Here is a 16,227-nt window from a genome sequence, read left to right on the forward strand (position 1 = left end):
GACTCGGAGCAGTCAATCGACCCGCTCCAAAGCAGCCGTTCGCTCGTGCTCGCACTCGATGCATATTTCTGGATCGTCCACAAGCTTGCCGATGCACTTATGTAAGCTCCGCTAGGAACCCATGTAATGACGACATGCAAATCCCGATCAAGTGGCATGAAAGATTCGCTGGGGCACTTATCGAACGACAAGTTATTGGAGAATCGGGAGCGGAAGTTTTTCGCATCCGTTGCGACGGCGGGGAAGAGCTATTTCTAAAGTCCGAACCCACTGGCTTGCCAAGTGAGCTTGCTGGCGAGGTTGAACGCCTTCGGTGGATGAAACGGCTAGATGTGCCTGGACGGGCTGTGCCTGGTGATGCGACAGAAGATGGCCGCCACTGGCTCCTGATGACGGCCGTTCCCGGGCTCGATCTGGCCAATGCCAACGACTTGTCTTCCCCTCAAATCGTGGGAATGTTGGCGATGGCACTACGTATCCTCCACGAGGTGCCGATCGCAGTATGCCCTTTCGAGCATCGCCTGGAGGAGCATATCGCAGCCGCCAAGAATCGTGTCAACGTCGGGCTCATTGACGAGGCAGACTTCGACAATGAACGGCAAGGACAGACCGCTACGGATGTGCTCGCTGATCTGCTGTCGACGCTCCCGGAGACGTATGACCTTGTAGTGATCCACGGCGACGCTTGCCTGCCGAATTTCATGGCCAACGGAAGTAACTTCACTGGCTTCATCGACTGCGGTCGCTAGGCGTTAGGACCGCTATCAAGATCTTGCACTGACCGCGCTGGGCGTTCTGCTGATGACGGCAATCATTGCGCTGGGCGGGTAATCGACGCAGACAGTTCCTCGGCCTGCCTGGCGAGCCTCGTCCTGGTCCTGCTCGTCATGCCTTGCGCGCCCGGAGAAATCTGAAGAACTCCACCCCCTCTTGCAGGCGCCGTTTCATCATCTCCCAACTCATTAGCATCTCGCGAACGATTTCCCAGACCTTCGATGGTCTGAAATAAAAACGCTTGTAGAACTCCTCCACGCCACGATAGATCTCTTCGCGTGAGAGGTGCGGATAGCCGATAGCGGCAGCCTGGGTGCCGGCGTCATTAATGAGGGTGATGACCTTACCGTCATTAAGCCATCCATTCTCGACCGCTTGCTTATGAAGGACCGTACCCGGATAGGGCGCCGCAAGCGACACCTGGATCGTGTGGGGGTTGATCTCTTTCGCGTACCGGATCGTCTTCTCGATCGTTTCGTGCGTCTCGCCGGGAAGCCCCAGAATGAACGTGCCGTGGATCTTGATGCCAAGCTTGCGGCAATCGTCACTGAACTGGCGCGCCATATCGGTCCGTAGCCCCTTTTTGACATTCACGAGGATCTGGTCGTCACCGGACTCGTAGCCGACGAGCAAGAGCCGCAGCCCGTTGTCCTTCATCACTTTGAGGGTTGAATAAGGCACATTCGCTTTCGCGTTGCACGACCATGTCACTCCCAGCTTGCCCAGGCCGCGAGCAATCTCTTCGGCTCTCGGTCTGAGGTCGGTGAAGGTATCGTCGTCGAACATGATCTCCTTGATCTCGGGCATGTTGTCCCTGATCCATTTCACTTCCTCGATGACGTTCTCGACCGAGCGTGTGCGATAACGATGACCCCCGACCGTGTGTGGCCAGAGACAAAAGGTGCATCTGGATTTGCAGCCTCGGCCCGTGTAGAGCGATACATAGGGATGCTTGAGATAGCCGCTGAAGTAGTTCTTGCTTGTCAGGTGTTGCTTATAGACGGGCGCAACGAACGGAAGTTGGTCCATGTCTTCAAGAATCGGCCGGGTTTCGTTGTGCGTGATTGCACCGTCGGGCAGACGGTAGCTGAGGCCGAGAATCGACTCGAACGGAAGCCCCTGCGCGATATCACGACACGTGAAGTCGAATTCTTCGCGGCATACAAAATCGAGAGCATCGCTCGCGGTCAGTGAGCCGTGAGGATCGACGGCTACCTTTGCGCCGACCATACCGATGAGGATCGAGGACTTACGCCGTTTTAAATGCTCCGCGAATTGAACGTCGCTTGCGAACGATGGAGAGCTCGTATGAATGATGACCAGTTCATATTCCTGGGCAATGTCGAGAGTTGTGTCCAGCGATAAACCATCTGCGGGAGCATCCACGAGGCGGCTATCCTCGACCAGCGCCGCGGGCTGGGCGAGCCACGTCGGATACCAGAATGACCGGATCTCGCGCTTCGTTTGGAAACGTGAGCCCGCCCCGCCATCGAAGCCGTCAAATGAAGGTGCCTGCAGAAACAGCGTTCTCATGAATACCCTCGAAAAAATGGTCCGCTCGACCGAGATCAGCACTCCAAAGGGACTCGCCAGGCATCGGCGATGCTCGCGAATTGTTGCAATGCCTTCAAAAACCTGATACTTGCTGGATGGCTGCTATAGACGCCGTTCCCTCCTGCGGGTCCAGCGGGACAAACAGGCCTGGTCTCGATGCATTGTCATCCTTTCGGAAGCGGGCGGCAGTTGACGTGAAGCAGCAAAGCTGTGGCCATTAGATGGGAGCAGGAGCCGATCAAGGATACTACAGCCTGCAATCGTGACACGGTAAAAAAATTCGCACCTTCAAATGTCGGTCGTTACAGCGAGATGCACAGAGGCTGCGAGTCGGCGCTAGTGATTCTTTCTGTACTATATTGCGGTGAATCCACATACGAGCGCGCAGACGCGCTGCAGGGCTCCACTTCACACATCGTCCGTCCCAGTTCGTTCTGGTGAGGGAGTCGCAGCGTTCAGATGCCTCGCCGACACATTGCTCCTGACATCGAGCGGCGTGCGGTGCCGCACACAGCAACCCGGCCGCCGGGGAAACCCTTGCGGAACGGCCATCGGCAGCAACGATACGGATCCGCGCGTTCACAGCGCTCAGTGCTCCAAAGCGGGAGGCTATGTATGAGGCCAGATCACGGCAATACCGCCGGGGTGCCTGTTGGCAATGGACGGCACATCAGCCCAGCCGAATTTCTGCTGATGGCAGGCTTTCTTGCAAACCGGGCGCATCTGGCGCCGGTCGATGCCCGGGCGGCGGCCCGACGCGTTCTGGATGCCGTTCTCGGGGTGGCGGTAGCTCACGGGTTCGCTCATTCGGACGCTCTCGAATCAATGATGGCGAGCGCCGAAAAGTCCACGCACGTATGGGAGCTTGCAGAGCAGGCTACCGCTGCTGTCGGCGATACGGTCGCTTTCATGCAAGTGATCCGCGGTGCTGGCGTAACGCTGGAGCTGGGCCCTTCAACGTAGTCGTCGACGAACGTCCGCGTCGAGGAAGCTCGTTCTTCGTGTCTGGAATTCGGTTTCTGGATTTGCGGTGTCCGTGTGCAAGGGGCGGCGCAGCAGTTTTCTACCTGTGACGATCTGGGCGTGAATATACGCGCTTCGCAGTCCGGATTGTCGACGATTCAGGCTTCGACATCGAATGTCTGATCGTGGCCGATCGCTGCCTGACGGCGGTTGACCAACTCGAACAATACCCGCCATCTATGTGGATGCAGACACAATCAGAATCATGGGGCGTTCCAGTTCTTCGGCCAATTGCGGCATCTGCTCTATCTGCTCGGGTGTCGGAGCAAACTCATCGAGCTGTCGAATTTCAAAGCCCGCGTCAATTAGCGCGTTCAGTGTTGTACTAAGCGTTCTGTGGTATTTCAGAACGCCCTCAGCAAACCAGTGCGTCCGACGTTCGCCCTCGACTGAATATCCATTGACCGGCCAGGTTTTGCGGCCATCTTCATCTCTGGTCCAGTGCGCATGCGCTGCTGCCATGAAGATCGGATGTTCGATCGTAAAAACGAAACGCCCATCTGGAACGAGTGCCTGGTGAATTACGCGCACGAGGCGCCCAAAATCCTCAATATAGTGAAAGGTCAGCGCGCTGTAAGCGAGGTCGAACGCCTTCTCGGGCAGCTCCAGCGTGTCGAGATCGGCGATGCGATACTTAATGGCGGCGTCCACTGTTTTCGCCTCGGCTTGCTCAATCATATTCTGCGACAGATCGAGTCCAAGAACCGATGTCGCGCCTTGGTCGCGCATCCAGCGCGAGGCCCAGCCAAAGCCACATCCCAGATCGACGACACGTTTGCCTTCCAGATCGGGCAGCAAGGCTCGGATCGCGTGCCATTCGGGAGCGCCGTCCAGCCCATGCACCTGGCGGGGGATTTGGCTGTAGCCCGAGAAGAAATCCGGATTGTCGTAGATGTTTTGCGCCATGTATTGCTCCGAGGTGATAAGGGACGAGGCTCGCGGGCAAGTAGGCAGACCGCGTCCGAGAGGGGCGAAGCCAAAGGTGGCGATGAGTGTGGTCGCCGTTCCGTATCCAACTGGTTATACGCCTCTTTTCCCGGCACAACTGTCATTCTCCTGTTGATCACCATAGCCCGCAAACAGGCTGGCGAAGAATGGGTAGCTCCGGAGTGAGCCACCGCACTGCCTCCAGAAACGTTCGACGAACGTGGGCAGCGGATGGTCGTGTAGCGCACCCAACGCGTTGGAGGCTGCCGTGACCGCGATCCAGCGCCGCGACCTACAAGCCAAAGATGAGCGAGCGATGCGCTGCAACGCCCGCCGCAACGCCCGCGGCCGATGCGAACGTCGCGTTAGTCCACATGGTCGACGCATCGCCGGCGGCGAACACGCCCGGAACGCTTGTCTGTTTCCAATCGTCGACCTGAATGATCGGGCCCAGTGGGCCTTCGTCGAACGCGCAGCCGAGCTGCCCGGCCAGCAGGCTTGTCATTTGCGTACGCGGCCCCACGAAGAGCGCATCGATATCGACGACGCGGTCATCGGCGAGACGCAACCCCGTCATGTTGGGGGCATCGCCGAGCACTTCGACAACGGGTACCCGTTCAATCAGCACGTTGCGAGTATCGAGCAACACGGCCTCTTCGGGTGTCGGCTCGACGATACCTTGCGTGAACCAGGTCGTCGGTCCCCAATCGGGAACAAGCATCGCTTGATGAATCGACAATGAATGCGTCGCCAGGACGCCGAGCCGTTTGTCCGCGACTTCATAACCATGGCAATACGGGCAATGCAGCACGGATACACCCCAGCGTTCTTCGAGACCGGGCAGCGACGGCAGTTCGTCGCGAACGCCCGTCGCAAGGATCAATCGATTCGCGCTTGACGTTTTCCCATCGCTTTGCGTGACGAAGAATCGATCATCAACGCGCTTCGCCAAGCATGCCTCGCTCGTCACGACGCGAGCCGTCGGATACGCCGCGAGTTGTGCCGTCGCCTCGCCGATGATCTCGCTCGGCGCCTTGCCGTCCTGTCCGAGGAATCCATGCGAGTGTGGTGCGAATCGATTGCGTGGGCGTCTTCCGTCGAGCACGAGCACACGCCGTCTCGCGCGCGCCAGTTGCATTGCGGCTGAAAGACCGGCGAAGCTGCCGCCGATCACGATGACATCGTAGTGCGTATCCATACGGCTTCACTCCTCACATATCACGTAACGTAATAAGTTGCATGATAGCGTCGTGCTACACTTTTATGCAACTTAAAAAGTTTCGTGAGATGCTCCCCCAGCATGAGAACCGATAGCCGCATATCTCGCGTCCTGCACGCGTTGATTCACATGAAGCATGCGGATGGCCCGCTTACTTCCGAAGCGCTCGGCGAGATGCTTTGCACGAACGCCGTTGTTGTGAGGCGCTTGTTCAGCGGTCTGCGCGAGATGGGTTACGTCGCGTCGGAGAAGGGGCACGGAGGCGGTTGGGTGCTGGCCATACCGCTCGAGACCATCACGCTATTGGACGTCTACCGCGCGGTCGGCGAACCTCCGCTTTTCTCGGACCTTGTTTCCCAGGACCACCCGGAATGTCTGGTCGAACAAGTGGTGAACAAGCATCTTTCGGCGACGCTTGTCGAAGCTGAGGCCGTCGTGCTGGAAAAATTCGGGAAGGTCACCATCGCGATGTTGGCGCGCGAATTCGAGGCTCCGGCGTCTCGGTCGAAGTTATCTCGATCGACAACTCGAACTTGAGACATCGACCGAGCGTCGCTTCCTGGCCGAGCCTGTGTGGAAACCGTACTTGTGCTGCGCAATGGAAGTTGCGGGGCAGGCTGGGCCGTACTGAGCTACATGTCGGCCGACTCAGTTCGAGCATGAAGAGACATTCAAGCTTGCCACTCGAATGAGCGTTCGCCGCTAGCTTCTATTGGAATCCACTGTACTGTTCCCACTGGCCTACTCAAGAGACATCTGGCGCGGAATCGCCGGAAGTATCAGTGCAGATACGGCGAAGCCGATTGCTCCGACGCTGCCAAATATCACCCAGGTTTCAAGCGTAGTTCCGTTCAGAATGAGCCAGCTACCGGAGTAGTAGCCAGCGGCACCACCCAGTGCCCCTGCGGCACTCAGTGTGCCAAAGAACGTCCCCTGGCTTCCGTCAATAGCCAACGATGCTGTCAAAGTCTCCAACGCCGGGAGCATGATTGTTTCGATGATCGTGTATCCGGCGATGAATAAAAGGAACCAACCGAGGCCGTCGAATGCAGCCACACTGGTGAAAGCAATTGCGGCGGCCAGGTAGGCATACATGGTTGAGGTGACGGGGTCTATCCGGATGAGCCAGCGTTTTGCCGCCAGCATGAAAACCAGTCCGATTACCCCGTTCACCACATAGACTGCGGATGCCGCGTGCGGACCTGCCAGGCGTCCGGCATACAGTGGAAACGCAACGTAAAGCTGCGGGAACAAAAAGAACCACGGAAAAGCAGCTACGATCAAGCGCCATAGATTCCGGTTGGTCGTCGCCGCGCGGAGACTGGACAGAACGGGACGGCGATCCGATGTTTCGGAAAGTTCGACCTTTAGTCGAAAGACGGTTGCGCCAAGCAAGCCGAATAAAAAGGTGCTTCCGGCGAACGCGAAACGGGCATCGACCAGGCCCATTAGTCCGCCGATTATCGGGCCAACCGCGACCCCCATGTTCAGCATCTGGTTGTTGGCGGCGAACAGGGCGGAAAGCGATGCCTTCGGTTGGCGACCGAAAATTCCATACAGACCGGCCTCATAGCACGCAACGCCCGAACCAGCCGCGAAGGCAAAACACACCCAGGCAGCTACGTTGTTCGTGACGCCGAATCCGAGAAATCCCAGCCCTCTCAACCAAAGCCCCAACGCCATCATTCGCCGGGAGCCGAAGCGGTCCGCGACCGCGCCGGCAATCAGCGGCAACACCTGGGCGGAGAGCAGGTTCGCCGACATTACGCTTGCAAGCGCCACCGGGCTGAAACGCAGCGTCATCGACATGTACAACGCGAGAAGCGGAACGGTCATGAAGTGCGAAGCGTTCATCACACCCTGCATGCGCAACAACACCCGGATGTCACGTGAAAAAGCTGGACTGGTTGCATGGGTCTTGGCGAACATCTTGTGTCCTTGTAACCATCGTAGTATTTTAATGGTTACGTAAACTTCGCGCCTTTGCAACACGGAGACACCATGCCGGATCACAATCAGACTGCGCCGGGAGAGCTTGAAGTCGTGCGGCGGTTCATCAACACCTGGTCGATTCCGAACGACACGCGTGAAAAAACAGATGCACTGCCCGAATTGGCACGCACGCGCGAAGTGTGGCGCAAGGAGTTCCCGCACCAATCGCGATCGAGAAATGACGCTCTGGGCAGACTACTGCGGCTGCGTGCTGATCTGCGCAGCGCATGTCAAGGAGACAGCTCCAGTGAAGACGCACTGAATAAGTGGTTCGACAGCGCTGCACTGAGTGTGAAAACCCGATGGATAGGTGGCGCCGCGAAGTTGACTATCGAATCGTCGGAAGCAAGCTTCGTTGGTTATATCGTGGCCATAGTGGCAAATGCCATCGCGTCAGGCGAGTGGGCGCGTCTGAAGACGTGTCCCGATTGCCAGTGGGCTTTCTACGATCACACGCGCAATGGCGGCAAACGCTGGTGCGGAATGACAAAAGGAGGTCCGGACGGTCGGGCGTGCGGTACCATCGCGAAAGTCACAGCGTATCGCGCTCGTGAAGCAATGAAGGCCCGCGTTACCTGATGCAATGCTTTTCGGCCGATGGTTGTAACTATGTCCCTCGTCTGGCTGACCACCTCAATCAATTTGAACGTCGGCTTTGCGGCAAGTTGACCGTCCCTTGTGAGTCGATAGTACGCGTTCGCCGAAGTCGGTAGCGGTCGTTCCCCTCCCGCCGTTCGCGAACGATCGGTGAGCACCAATCAGCGGCCATATTTAGCCAGCGCCGTCCGTGACCAATGATCCGGATGTCTTCAAGCCGAGGACTATAGTCAGGAGGCTCGAAAGCGACACAACAACGGCAGGGATCGCAGCGACATGTAACCCTTCCGCAAGATCGTTGAGCTCCGGTCGCACAAGCGACCCGAACACGCCCACTCCCACCACGCCACCGATCTGGCGCGCTGTATTCAGTACGCCCGACGCAATGCCGATACACGACGGGTCGACGTGCGTCAGTACCGCTGTATTGATCGATGGCACCGCAAGCGCCACCCCGACGCCGACCGCCAGTAACGGCAACGCCACCGCCAGAGCACTGCTCTGCGCATGCACGAACACCAGCGAAAAATAGCCAAGCGCCGCTAGCGCCTGACCGAAGGCCATCGGCAGGCGATAACCGAAACGGGCAGTGAGCGTGCCGGACGCAATGTTCGCGACGGTCACCACTGCCGTCATAGGCAAAAACGCAAGGCCGGTTTCGAGCGGCGTGTCGTGGCGCGCGTTCTGAAAGAACAGACTCATGGCGAACATAAGTCCGTAATAGCCGAAATTCAGCGACAGCCCCGTTATCGCGCTCACGTTCACCGCGGCATTGCGGAACAGCGTGAGAGGCAACAGTGGCTGCGTATGTCGTGCCTCGACTGTGACAAACACAGCGCCCGTCGCGACCGCCGCGGCGAGTCCCGTCATCACGGTCACGCTCGTCCATCCTCGCGTGCCGCTCTCGACAACCGCATATGTCAGCGCGGCCAGGGTAATGATGGCAAGCGTCTGCCCGGCCAGATCGATGCGACGCGCGGCGTGACGCACAGTGTCGGGCGCATGGGCGAGCGTGAGCCAGATGCCGGCAATGCCGATCGGCATGTTGATCAGAAAAATCGCCGGCCAGCCGAAGCAGTCGACCAGCACGCCGCCGACCAGCGGGCCCGCGCCCAGCGCGAGCGCCGCCGTGCCCGCCCAGATGCTGACGGCCTTCGCCCGCGCGTGCGGCTCCGGAAACGCGGCGCCGAGCAGCGCCAGTGACGACGGCACGCATAGCGCTGCGCCGACGCCTTGCAACAGGCGCGACACAATCAGCATTGTCGCGCCGCCCGACAGCCCGCACGCGACCGACGCGCAGGTGAACACTGCGAAGCCCGCGACGAACACGCGCCGTGCGCCGAACCGGTCGGCCAGCGCACCAGCGGACAGAAGCAGACTTGCGAACGCAAGCGTGTACGCGTTGACGACCCACTCCAGCGCCGTCGAATCGATGGCGAGGCCCTCGCGTATTCGCGCGAGCGCGACATTCACGACCGTGACATCGAGACAGATGATGACGAAGCCGAGGCTCGTCGCGAGCAAGGCAAGATTTGATGATCGAGCCGGTGGAACGAGGTGTCTGCGCATGATCCGCGTGCATGAAGTGGAGCGATGCGGACCGGGATGGGCCGCGCTCGTCGCATGCAGTGGACTGTATTTCGCAACCGCAACTGGATAAACGGCCGCTGAATGACAACAGAACCAATTATTATGGGGGAATGGACCTTCTCAAAGCGATGACCGTCTTCGTGCGTGTAGTCGAAACCGGCAGCCTGACGGCGGCCGCGATGGCGTGCGAACTGTCGCCGACGATGGTCGGCAATCATCTTCAGGCGCTGGAAACGCGGCTTGGCGCGCGGCTCATCCATCGCACGACGCGCAGGCAGAAGATCAGCGCTTTCGGCCAGGCTTACTACGAACGATGTGTCGAGATCCTCGGCCTGATCGACGATTCGGAACGGCTCGCGCTCGATCATCTCGCAACGCCGCGCGGACGCCTGCGCGTAACCGCGCCCGTCGTCTTCAGCAACGAATGCCTGATTCCGGTGATCGCGGATTACTGCGAGCGCTATCCCGAGGTGGAGCTCGATATCGTCGTCTCTGACGCGCTATCGGATCTGATCGACGACGGCTTCGAGGCGGCGGTTCGCATCGGTGCGCTGGGCAATCCGGATCTCGTGGCGCGGCGTCTCAGGCCTTACCGGCTTGTGCTGTGTGCGTCACGTGCGTATCTGGCAGCGCACGGTATGCCGTCATCGCCCGAAGCGCTGCGGTCGCACCAGTGCCTGACGTACGCGTATCCACCGCGCTCGGAATGGCACGCGGCGCAGCCCGAATGGATCCTGCAAGGTCCGGAAGGACGAATAAGCGTACCCGTCGACGGCAGATTGAAGATCGATAATTCGGAAGCGTTGCGACGGGCAGCGTTGCGCGGTCTCGGCATCGTGATGCTGCCCGCGATTCTGGTCGCCGGCGATCTGCGTGCAAAGCGGTTGATCGAAGTGCTGCCGAAGTTTGCCGCCCCTGAGCGGCCGCTGAATCTGCTGTATCTGCGTGAGCGACAAATATCGCCGAAGCTTCGGAGCTTTATCGAATTTATGGTCGAGCGCTTTGGTGGTGACGCGTCAACGCATGACGGTGATTGAAAAAGAAGTACCCGCCCAGTATCGGACCCGGAACATCGCCCTACATGGGACATGTGGAGGCGCTCATTAGTGGAAGTTCACATTTGATTCCGACGTCGACACGCGTGCAGGATCTCATCAACCGCGAATGCGTCTCTCACGCCCGGCACATTCTGCAAGACACACACGTGATACGTTTTTTCGCGAGGTGAGGCGTCAATACAAACACCATTGTTTGAGAAACCGAAACTCACTACGTTTTCATGGAATACCATGAAACGAATGCATGAACGGCATACGCTTCCCGCCCGATCGATACAACGACTCAGAAACAGACCTTGGGATTCTTGCAAAAATCGACATAGACTGTACGACTTGTCCATCTCACTTGTCGGGGAACGAATATGAATTGTAAAACTGGCCAATGTGGTTGCTCGGACTCTCTGATAACGAACCGGCGTTCAGTCTTAAAAACAGGTCTTGGTATCGCGTTGGCGGGGGCAGCCGGTACCGCTGGATTCTCCGCGCCTAGTGTTGCCATGGCCGCTGCGATGACGAAGCAGGAGCGCGATAGCCTGACTCCCGATCAGATCATCGAAGGGTTGAAGCACGGCAACGAGCGCTTCCGTTCGGGCAAAGCCCATGCACATGACTATTTGGCCCAGAAGCGCGCGAGCGCGGCGGGACAGTTTCCGGCTGCCGTTATCCTCAGTTGCATTGACTCGCGCGCGCCCGCCGAGCTGATTCTCGACACCGGGATTGGCGAGACCTTCAACGCGCGGATAGCGGGAAATGTCACCAACGAGGATCTGGCTGGAAGCCTTGAGTTCGCCTGCGCCGCAGCCGGCGCGAAGGTCGTGCTCGTCATGGGCCATACCAGCTGCGGCGCGATCAAGGGCGCTATCGACAACGTCACGCTTGGCAATCTGACTGGACTCCTGGCCAGAATCAAACCCGCTGTAGACGCAACAAAATACGACGGCGTACGAACCGGCAGCAACCCCGAGTTCGTCGATATGGTCGCGAGAACCAATGTGCAGAACACCATCGACGACCTGCGCAAGCAGAGCGAAATCCTGGCCTCGATGCAGAAGGACGGGAAGATAAAAATCGTGGGTGCGATGTATCACCTGAACACCGGCAAGGTCGAATTCATGTCCTGACCAAGGCTGGTACCCTGCGTCGCCCGCGAGGCAAATCAAGCCGTTCATTGAACCGTTTTCAAGTTGGCAAAGTACTTCTCACTGAGATCTGAAGGCGACGCGCCAGTCGGGTCCCGCCGCTGTGTCGGCTGCGGGGTGTTTCGGTGAGCGGCTATTACGCGTGGCGCAAGTGGACGCTGTCGTTGCGGGCACGACAGGGACCGCGCCTGGAAGCCGAAGTGCTCGCCGCGCATCAGTGAACAGGTGAGAGTTTTGGCCCCGAGCGTTTGCAGAAATATCTCGACGAGCACGGTGTGCGAGTTGGCGTGCACCGCATAAAACGACCGCGCAGAAAGTTTGGGCTGCACTGCCGACAGAAGCGCAAATTCAAGGCAGGCGGCAGCTTCTCGCATCAGCTAACCACACCCACGGTCGAGCGCGACAGCCGCTTGCCCATATCGAGCCCACGTACGCTCCAAACTTCGTTCTCTACGTACGCGGACAGCAACTCTTCGGGTGTTCGTCTCTTCAGACCGGGCGACCGGGAAAAAGTAACCTGCGGCCGCGTTTTTATCGGAAGAATAGTCCTATTTTCAGCTGAGCTCTAAGCTCAAACCCACTTCCTGCCGACATCCAAGTAGTATCTCTTGCCTGTCGAGACGGCAAAAAGGTAATTATTGCCGTCTCGCTTATTCTTCTTGCGGATTTGCTCGCTTACTGCGGAAGGACAGGTCAAGCGAGTATCGCTCCCGTAATCGGATTTCCTCCGACAAGCAGTTCGATAGAAAACGCGGCGCCTTGATAAACGTCTGGGAGCCGCCGCGATATCGTATTGTCGCTTAATTAATAAGTAAGCCTAACTAAAGATGAACTTGTAGCGCACGTGAGACCCGTTTGACTCGAGTGCTTCCCAACTGAATTTGGCCGGGTCTTCCGGCGCGGATTATTTCTGTGATTAATCGACGACGATTCCTCGGCTGCCTGACGGCAGCTGCAAGCAGCTATGTACTGGTGGCGTGCGGTGGCGGTAGCAACAGCGACGCCACTACGCCTGGCAGCAACAGCAGTGCGGCCAAGGCAAAGACCAGCCTGTCCTCCTCAGCTAACGGCACGACAACCCCACCGGCAGCGTCCATTGTCGATGCCGGCGGCACTGTGTGGACGACCTCCAACGGGTATATCTACAGGAACGGAACAAAAGACTCCGGCTCGTATAACGTCACGATGCTGCTGTGGTACAACGGCAGCATCTACCAGGAAAACACGAGCGGGCAGTTTTTTCAGTGGTTTGGGTCGGGGTGGAACCAGTCTGTCGATCCGCGCCTCACTTCGGCCAACGGCACGACTTCGGCTAACGGCACGACAACCCCGCCGGCGTCCGCCATTGTCGATGCCTCCGGAGGTGTGTGGACGACCTCCAACGGGTATATCTACAAGAACGGAACAAAAGACCCCGGCTCGTACAACGTTACGATGCTGCTGTGGTACAACGGCAGCGTCTACCAGCGGAACACCAGCGGGGATTTCTATCAGTGGATTGGGTCGGGATGGACGGGATCTTCCAATCCCTGCCTCGGGGGCACTTCGCCCAACGGCACGACAACCCCGCCTGCGACCTCCATTGTCGACGCCGACGGCAGTCTGTGGATGACCTCCAGCGGATATATCTACAGGAACGGGCTCAAAGACTCCGGCTCGTACAACGTTGCGCTGCTGCTGTGGTACAACGGCAGCGTCTACCAGCAGAACACGAGCGGGGATTTCTATAAGTGGATTGGGACGGGGTGGACGAACTCTGTCGATCCTCGCCTCGGGGGTAATATTTCGGCCAACGGCACGACAACCCCTCCGGCGACGTCCATCGTCGACGCCGCAGGCAATGTGTGGACGACTTCCAACGGGTATATCTACAAGAATGGGACGCAAGATCCCGGCTCGTACAACGTCGCGATGCTGCTGTGGTACAACGGCAGCGTGTACCAGGAAAACACGGGCGGGGATTTCTATCAGTGGCTTGGGTCGGGGTGGACATCGTGTATCGATCCGCGCCTCGGAGGCACTTCGGCAGACGGCACGACGATTTCGCCTGCCGCCTACATCATCGACAAATCCAGCAACATCTGGACGCTTTCGAACGGCTATATCTACAAGAACAAGGTCAAGGATCCGGACTCCTCCAACGTGAGCCTGCTGTTGTGGTATGGCGGCATGATCTTCCAGTCGGGCACGGGTGGGCAGTTCTCTGTCCTGACCTGCAACGGCAACTGGTTACCGTGTACGGATCCGCGTATCGCCGCGGCGGCGACGCCGGGTGGGTTCTACGGCATCAACGGGCACTACAATTATCCGTTTACGCCCGCTCAGACCGTCGGCGCCGTGCGCGCGCTAGGGTGCACGACGTATCGCGTCGGCTGTGTCAACACGCCAACTCAGTTGAACTCGCTGGTGGCCTTGGCGAGCGCTTTCAAATCCGCCGGACTGACGCTTTTCCCCCTCGTCGAGTACGGGCTCCGTGACGCAAACAACAACCTGTACACGAGTGAATCGGCGGCCTATCAGGCTTCATTCGCAGGAGCTGCCGCGATTGCCACGGCGCTGGCGCCGTATGGCGTCACGATGTACGAATGTGGCAATGAACTGACCCGCGACGAAGCGATCATCCTGAATTCGGCAACGGCCGGAACAGGCAGCGGTGACTTCAACAACGCGAACTGGCCGATCATGCGCGGCGCGATGCGCGGCATGATCGATGGCATCAAGTCCGTGCAGCCGAACGCCAGGTGCGGCATCAACTTCTGCGTGGCTGATATCGGCGCTTCCGACATGCTCTGGGATGGCCTGCAGCCGGATGGAACGAGCGGTTACCCTCGGGTGCGCTGGGACATCACGACGTGGCACAACTATCAGCCTTACGGCGATATCTTCGATCTGGGCACGGACGGTGCCCGTCCCGGCTTCAACCTGCCGGTCTATTGCAAGGCGCGCTATGGGGTGCCGTTCATCATCTCCGAGTGGAACGCCAGCCCCGAGAATACCGAAACGTTCCGCGCGAGCTACGTCACGCAGCAACTCGGCGAATTCTATGCGGCACGCAAGACCGATGCGATTCAGTCGGTGATGTACTACGAGTTGGACAGCGGTGACAACACGTACGGCATCGTCACGGACAGCCTGGTACCGATCCAGCCGACCTACAGTGCGTTCCAGAGCTTCGTCGCAGCGAATCCTGATACTTGAGCCGATGCGGACACCGGAGTCGGTATTCACGATCGCCACTTCATCAGCATGTCTATACGCCGATATGCGTAAGCGCTAGCGTTTTTATACCTGGCTTGCGCGTTTGAGAAGGTCCGGCATTGCGTCCGCTGCACACGCTGCGGACGCAATTCATGGTTGAGATGACCGGAGCTTTTTGCGTCTGCCCGAAGCTTGCTGTCGATGGCGAGATTAAACATGGCCAGATCCCGCACGCGGGATCAAGTCACAAGAATATGAGCGGGGCTGGCGGCCGCCTTCACGCATGTCATGAAAACATCCGACGCATCGGTAGCTGTGGTCTCCGCGTTGTAAATAATCGACATTCGCAACGTCGGGAGCGGCTCGATGACATTGACCGGAATGATATTCGCCGCCAATCCCGCGACACGAACGGAAGGCTCAGGAAAGATACTGACGAAGTTGGAATCCCGAACCAGAGACTGCGCGATGGTTAGTGATGTGCACTCGACCAGTGTCGCCGGGAGCAGTAGCGACTCCGGCCAGAAGCTCGGGGAAGTAAAAACTCCGCGCCAGTCCGGGTGTTGCGGCACCACCCATTTGCAATCGATCAGTTCACCGAACGATGTTGCGTGCTGGTGAGCATGCCCCTTTCTAACGACAATCCGTTGCTCGACGTCAAAGAGCGGGACAGTCTGGATGTGCGGGGGAAAATCGCCGGGGCCCAGTTGTAGCACGGCCAGATCCAGACTGCCGTCGAACAGTCCGTTCAGCGCGCTTTTTACAGAAGACTCGATCAACGAAAGCCGGGCACGCGGCAGACGCTTCGTGAATTCTTCCAGCGCCGCCGGGATCAAGGTGATGGCGGCGGACGCACTCACCGCCGCACGTACTACGCCTCCATGGCCATCCTTCCTCGCGGCCATTGCCTCATTGGCGCGGCGCATCTCGTTGTCGATGCGTTGTGCGTGCTTGAGCAGCGCTTGACCATGCTCGGTCAACACCACGCCGCTGATGCTCCGTTGAATCAACGGCAGACCGATTTCCTTTTCAAGCGTCCTGACCGTCTTCGTCACCGCAGGTTGCGTCAGGCCAAGCGCCCGAGCCGCGCCGCGGATGCTGCCGTGCTCGGCCATGGCCAGAAAGAAGTTGAGGTGCTGAGATTTCATGCGTCACT

At 58.6% G+C, this 16,227-nt stretch carries 13 protein-coding genes and 2 pseudogenes; 7 read left to right on the forward strand and 8 right to left on the reverse strand.

Annotated features, from left to right (window positions below; genetic code table 11):
• The first annotated feature begins 134 nt into the window (after window positions 1-134).
• On the forward strand, window positions 135-749 hold the full coding sequence (locus B9Z01_RS20965) for an APH(3') family aminoglycoside O-phosphotransferase (RefSeq protein WP_085486582.1): 615 nt from the start codon (window positions 135-137) through the stop codon (window positions 747-749).
• A 136-nt stretch (window positions 750-885) separates the two neighbouring features.
• Here the strand turns inward: B9Z01_RS20965 and hpnJ are convergent, their stop codons facing one another.
• From hpnJ to B9Z01_RS20985, 4 genes are all read right to left on the reverse strand, one after another.
• Entirely contained in the window at window positions 886-2,307 is a 1,422-nt protein-coding gene (gene hpnJ / locus B9Z01_RS20970) for a hopanoid biosynthesis associated radical SAM protein HpnJ (protein ID WP_085487099.1), read from the reverse strand.
• Window positions 2,308-2,937: 630 nt separating this feature from the next.
• Window positions 2,938-3,135, reverse strand: a complete 198-nt coding sequence (locus B9Z01_RS35645; protein ID WP_167387542.1) for a hypothetical protein — start codon at window positions 3,133-3,135, stop codon at window positions 2,938-2,940.
• A 393-nt stretch (window positions 3,136-3,528) separates the two neighbouring features.
• Window positions 3,529-4,257, reverse strand: a complete 729-nt coding sequence (locus B9Z01_RS20980) for a class I SAM-dependent methyltransferase (RefSeq protein ID WP_085486586.1) — start codon at window positions 4,255-4,257, stop codon at window positions 3,529-3,531.
• A gap of 313 nt (window positions 4,258-4,570) precedes the next feature.
• A complete protein-coding gene (locus B9Z01_RS20985; protein ID WP_085486588.1) occupies window positions 4,571-5,476 on the reverse strand; it encodes an NAD(P)/FAD-dependent oxidoreductase in 906 nt (301 codons plus the stop codon).
• Window positions 5,477-5,578: 102 nt separating this feature from the next.
• Between B9Z01_RS20985 and B9Z01_RS20990 the strand changes: the two genes are divergently transcribed.
• Window positions 5,579-6,034, forward strand: a complete 456-nt coding sequence (locus B9Z01_RS20990) for an RrF2 family transcriptional regulator (protein ID WP_085486590.1) — start codon at window positions 5,579-5,581, stop codon at window positions 6,032-6,034.
• A 204-nt stretch (window positions 6,035-6,238) separates the two neighbouring features.
• Here the strand turns inward: B9Z01_RS20990 and B9Z01_RS20995 are convergent, their stop codons facing one another.
• Entirely contained in the window at window positions 6,239-7,426 is a 1,188-nt protein-coding gene (locus tag B9Z01_RS20995) for an MFS transporter (RefSeq protein WP_085486592.1), read from the reverse strand.
• Window positions 7,427-7,498: 72 nt separating this feature from the next.
• Here B9Z01_RS20995 and B9Z01_RS21000 point away from each other — a divergent pair, with 72 nt between their 5' ends.
• Window positions 7,499-8,068 carry a CGNR zinc finger domain-containing protein gene (locus B9Z01_RS21000; RefSeq protein ID WP_085486594.1) on the forward strand — a complete coding sequence of 190 codons (570 nt, stop codon included), beginning with the start codon at window positions 7,499-7,501 and terminating at the stop codon, window positions 8,066-8,068.
• A gap of 192 nt (window positions 8,069-8,260) precedes the next feature.
• On the opposite strand, the gene B9Z01_RS21005 is transcribed toward B9Z01_RS21000, so the two are convergent.
• Entirely contained in the window at window positions 8,261-9,655 is a 1,395-nt protein-coding gene (locus B9Z01_RS21005; RefSeq protein ID WP_085486596.1) for an MFS transporter, read from the reverse strand.
• Between the two features lie 131 nt (window positions 9,656-9,786).
• On the opposite strand from B9Z01_RS21005, the gene B9Z01_RS21010 reads away from it, so the two are divergent.
• Window positions 9,787-10,713: a LysR family transcriptional regulator gene (locus tag B9Z01_RS21010; RefSeq protein WP_085486598.1), complete on the forward strand. Its 927-nt coding sequence runs from the start codon at window positions 9,787-9,789 to the stop codon at window positions 10,711-10,713.
• Window positions 10,714-10,790: 77 nt separating this feature from the next.
• Here B9Z01_RS21010 and B9Z01_RS37065 read toward each other — a convergent pair.
• Window positions 10,791-10,901 (reverse strand): annotated as a pseudogene (locus tag B9Z01_RS37065) (VF_A0006 family four-cysteine protein); the annotation flags it as partial.
• A gap of 195 nt (window positions 10,902-11,096) precedes the next feature.
• Between B9Z01_RS37065 and B9Z01_RS21015 the strand changes: the two are divergent.
• The 3 genes and pseudogenes from B9Z01_RS21015 to B9Z01_RS36800 all read left to right on the forward strand — a co-directional run bounded on the left by B9Z01_RS21015 (window position 11,097) and on the right by B9Z01_RS36800 (window position 15,071).
• A complete protein-coding gene (locus B9Z01_RS21015) occupies window positions 11,097-11,855 on the forward strand; it encodes a carbonic anhydrase family protein (RefSeq protein ID WP_085486600.1) in 759 nt (252 codons plus the stop codon).
• Between the two features lie 110 nt (window positions 11,856-11,965).
• Window positions 11,966-12,233, forward strand: a pseudogene (locus B9Z01_RS21020) (IS3 family transposase); the annotation flags it as partial.
• Between the two features lie 552 nt (window positions 12,234-12,785).
• Window positions 12,786-15,071: an autotransporter outer membrane beta-barrel domain-containing protein gene (locus tag B9Z01_RS36800; RefSeq protein ID WP_338047396.1), complete on the forward strand. Its 2,286-nt coding sequence runs from the start codon at window positions 12,786-12,788 to the stop codon at window positions 15,069-15,071.
• 239 nt (window positions 15,072-15,310) lie between these two features.
• Here the strand turns inward: B9Z01_RS36800 and B9Z01_RS21030 are convergent, their stop codons facing one another.
• Window positions 15,311-16,219 (reverse strand): LysR substrate-binding domain-containing protein, encoded by a 909-nt coding sequence (locus tag B9Z01_RS21030; protein WP_085486602.1) that lies wholly within the window; start codon window positions 16,217-16,219, stop codon window positions 15,311-15,313.
• Window positions 16,220-16,227 lie beyond the last annotated feature (8 nt).

Source organism: Paraburkholderia susongensis (assembly GCF_900177725.1).
Lineage (GTDB): Bacteria > Pseudomonadota > Gammaproteobacteria > Burkholderiales > Burkholderiaceae > Paraburkholderia > Paraburkholderia susongensis.

What these genes read in the sequence shown, in the direction of transcription:
- B9Z01_RS21030 (WP_085486602.1), bottom strand. Translation starts at nt 16,219, where the DNA reads ATGAAATCTCAGCACCTCAACTTCTTTCTGGCCATGGCCGAGCACGGC.
- B9Z01_RS35645 (WP_167387542.1), bottom strand. Translation starts at nt 3,135, where the DNA reads ATGAGCGAACCCGTGAGCTACCGCCACCCCGAGAACGGCATCCAGAAC.
- B9Z01_RS20985 (WP_085486588.1), bottom strand. Translation starts at nt 5,476, where the DNA reads ATGGATACGCACTACGATGTCATCGTGATCGGCGGCAGCTTCGCCGGT.
- B9Z01_RS20980 (WP_085486586.1), bottom strand. Translation starts at nt 4,257, where the DNA reads ATGGCGCAAAACATCTACGACAATCCGGATTTCTTCTCGGGCTACAGC.
- B9Z01_RS21010 (WP_085486598.1), top strand. Translation starts at nt 9,787, where the DNA reads ATGGACCTTCTCAAAGCGATGACCGTCTTCGTGCGTGTAGTCGAAACC.
- B9Z01_RS21000 (WP_085486594.1), top strand. Translation starts at nt 7,499, where the DNA reads ATGCCGGATCACAATCAGACTGCGCCGGGAGAGCTTGAAGTCGTGCGG.
- B9Z01_RS21015 (WP_085486600.1), top strand. Translation starts at nt 11,097, where the DNA reads ATGAATTGTAAAACTGGCCAATGTGGTTGCTCGGACTCTCTGATAACG.
- hpnJ (WP_085487099.1), bottom strand. Translation starts at nt 2,307, where the DNA reads ATGAGAACGCTGTTTCTGCAGGCACCTTCATTTGACGGCTTCGATGGC.
- B9Z01_RS20990 (WP_085486590.1), top strand. Translation starts at nt 5,579, where the DNA reads ATGAGAACCGATAGCCGCATATCTCGCGTCCTGCACGCGTTGATTCAC.
- B9Z01_RS20965 (WP_085486582.1), top strand. Translation starts at nt 135, where the DNA reads ATGCAAATCCCGATCAAGTGGCATGAAAGATTCGCTGGGGCACTTATC.
- B9Z01_RS21005 (WP_085486596.1), bottom strand. Translation starts at nt 9,655, where the DNA reads ATGCGCAGACACCTCGTTCCACCGGCTCGATCATCAAATCTTGCCTTG.
- B9Z01_RS20995 (WP_085486592.1), bottom strand. Translation starts at nt 7,426, where the DNA reads ATGTTCGCCAAGACCCATGCAACCAGTCCAGCTTTTTCACGTGACATC.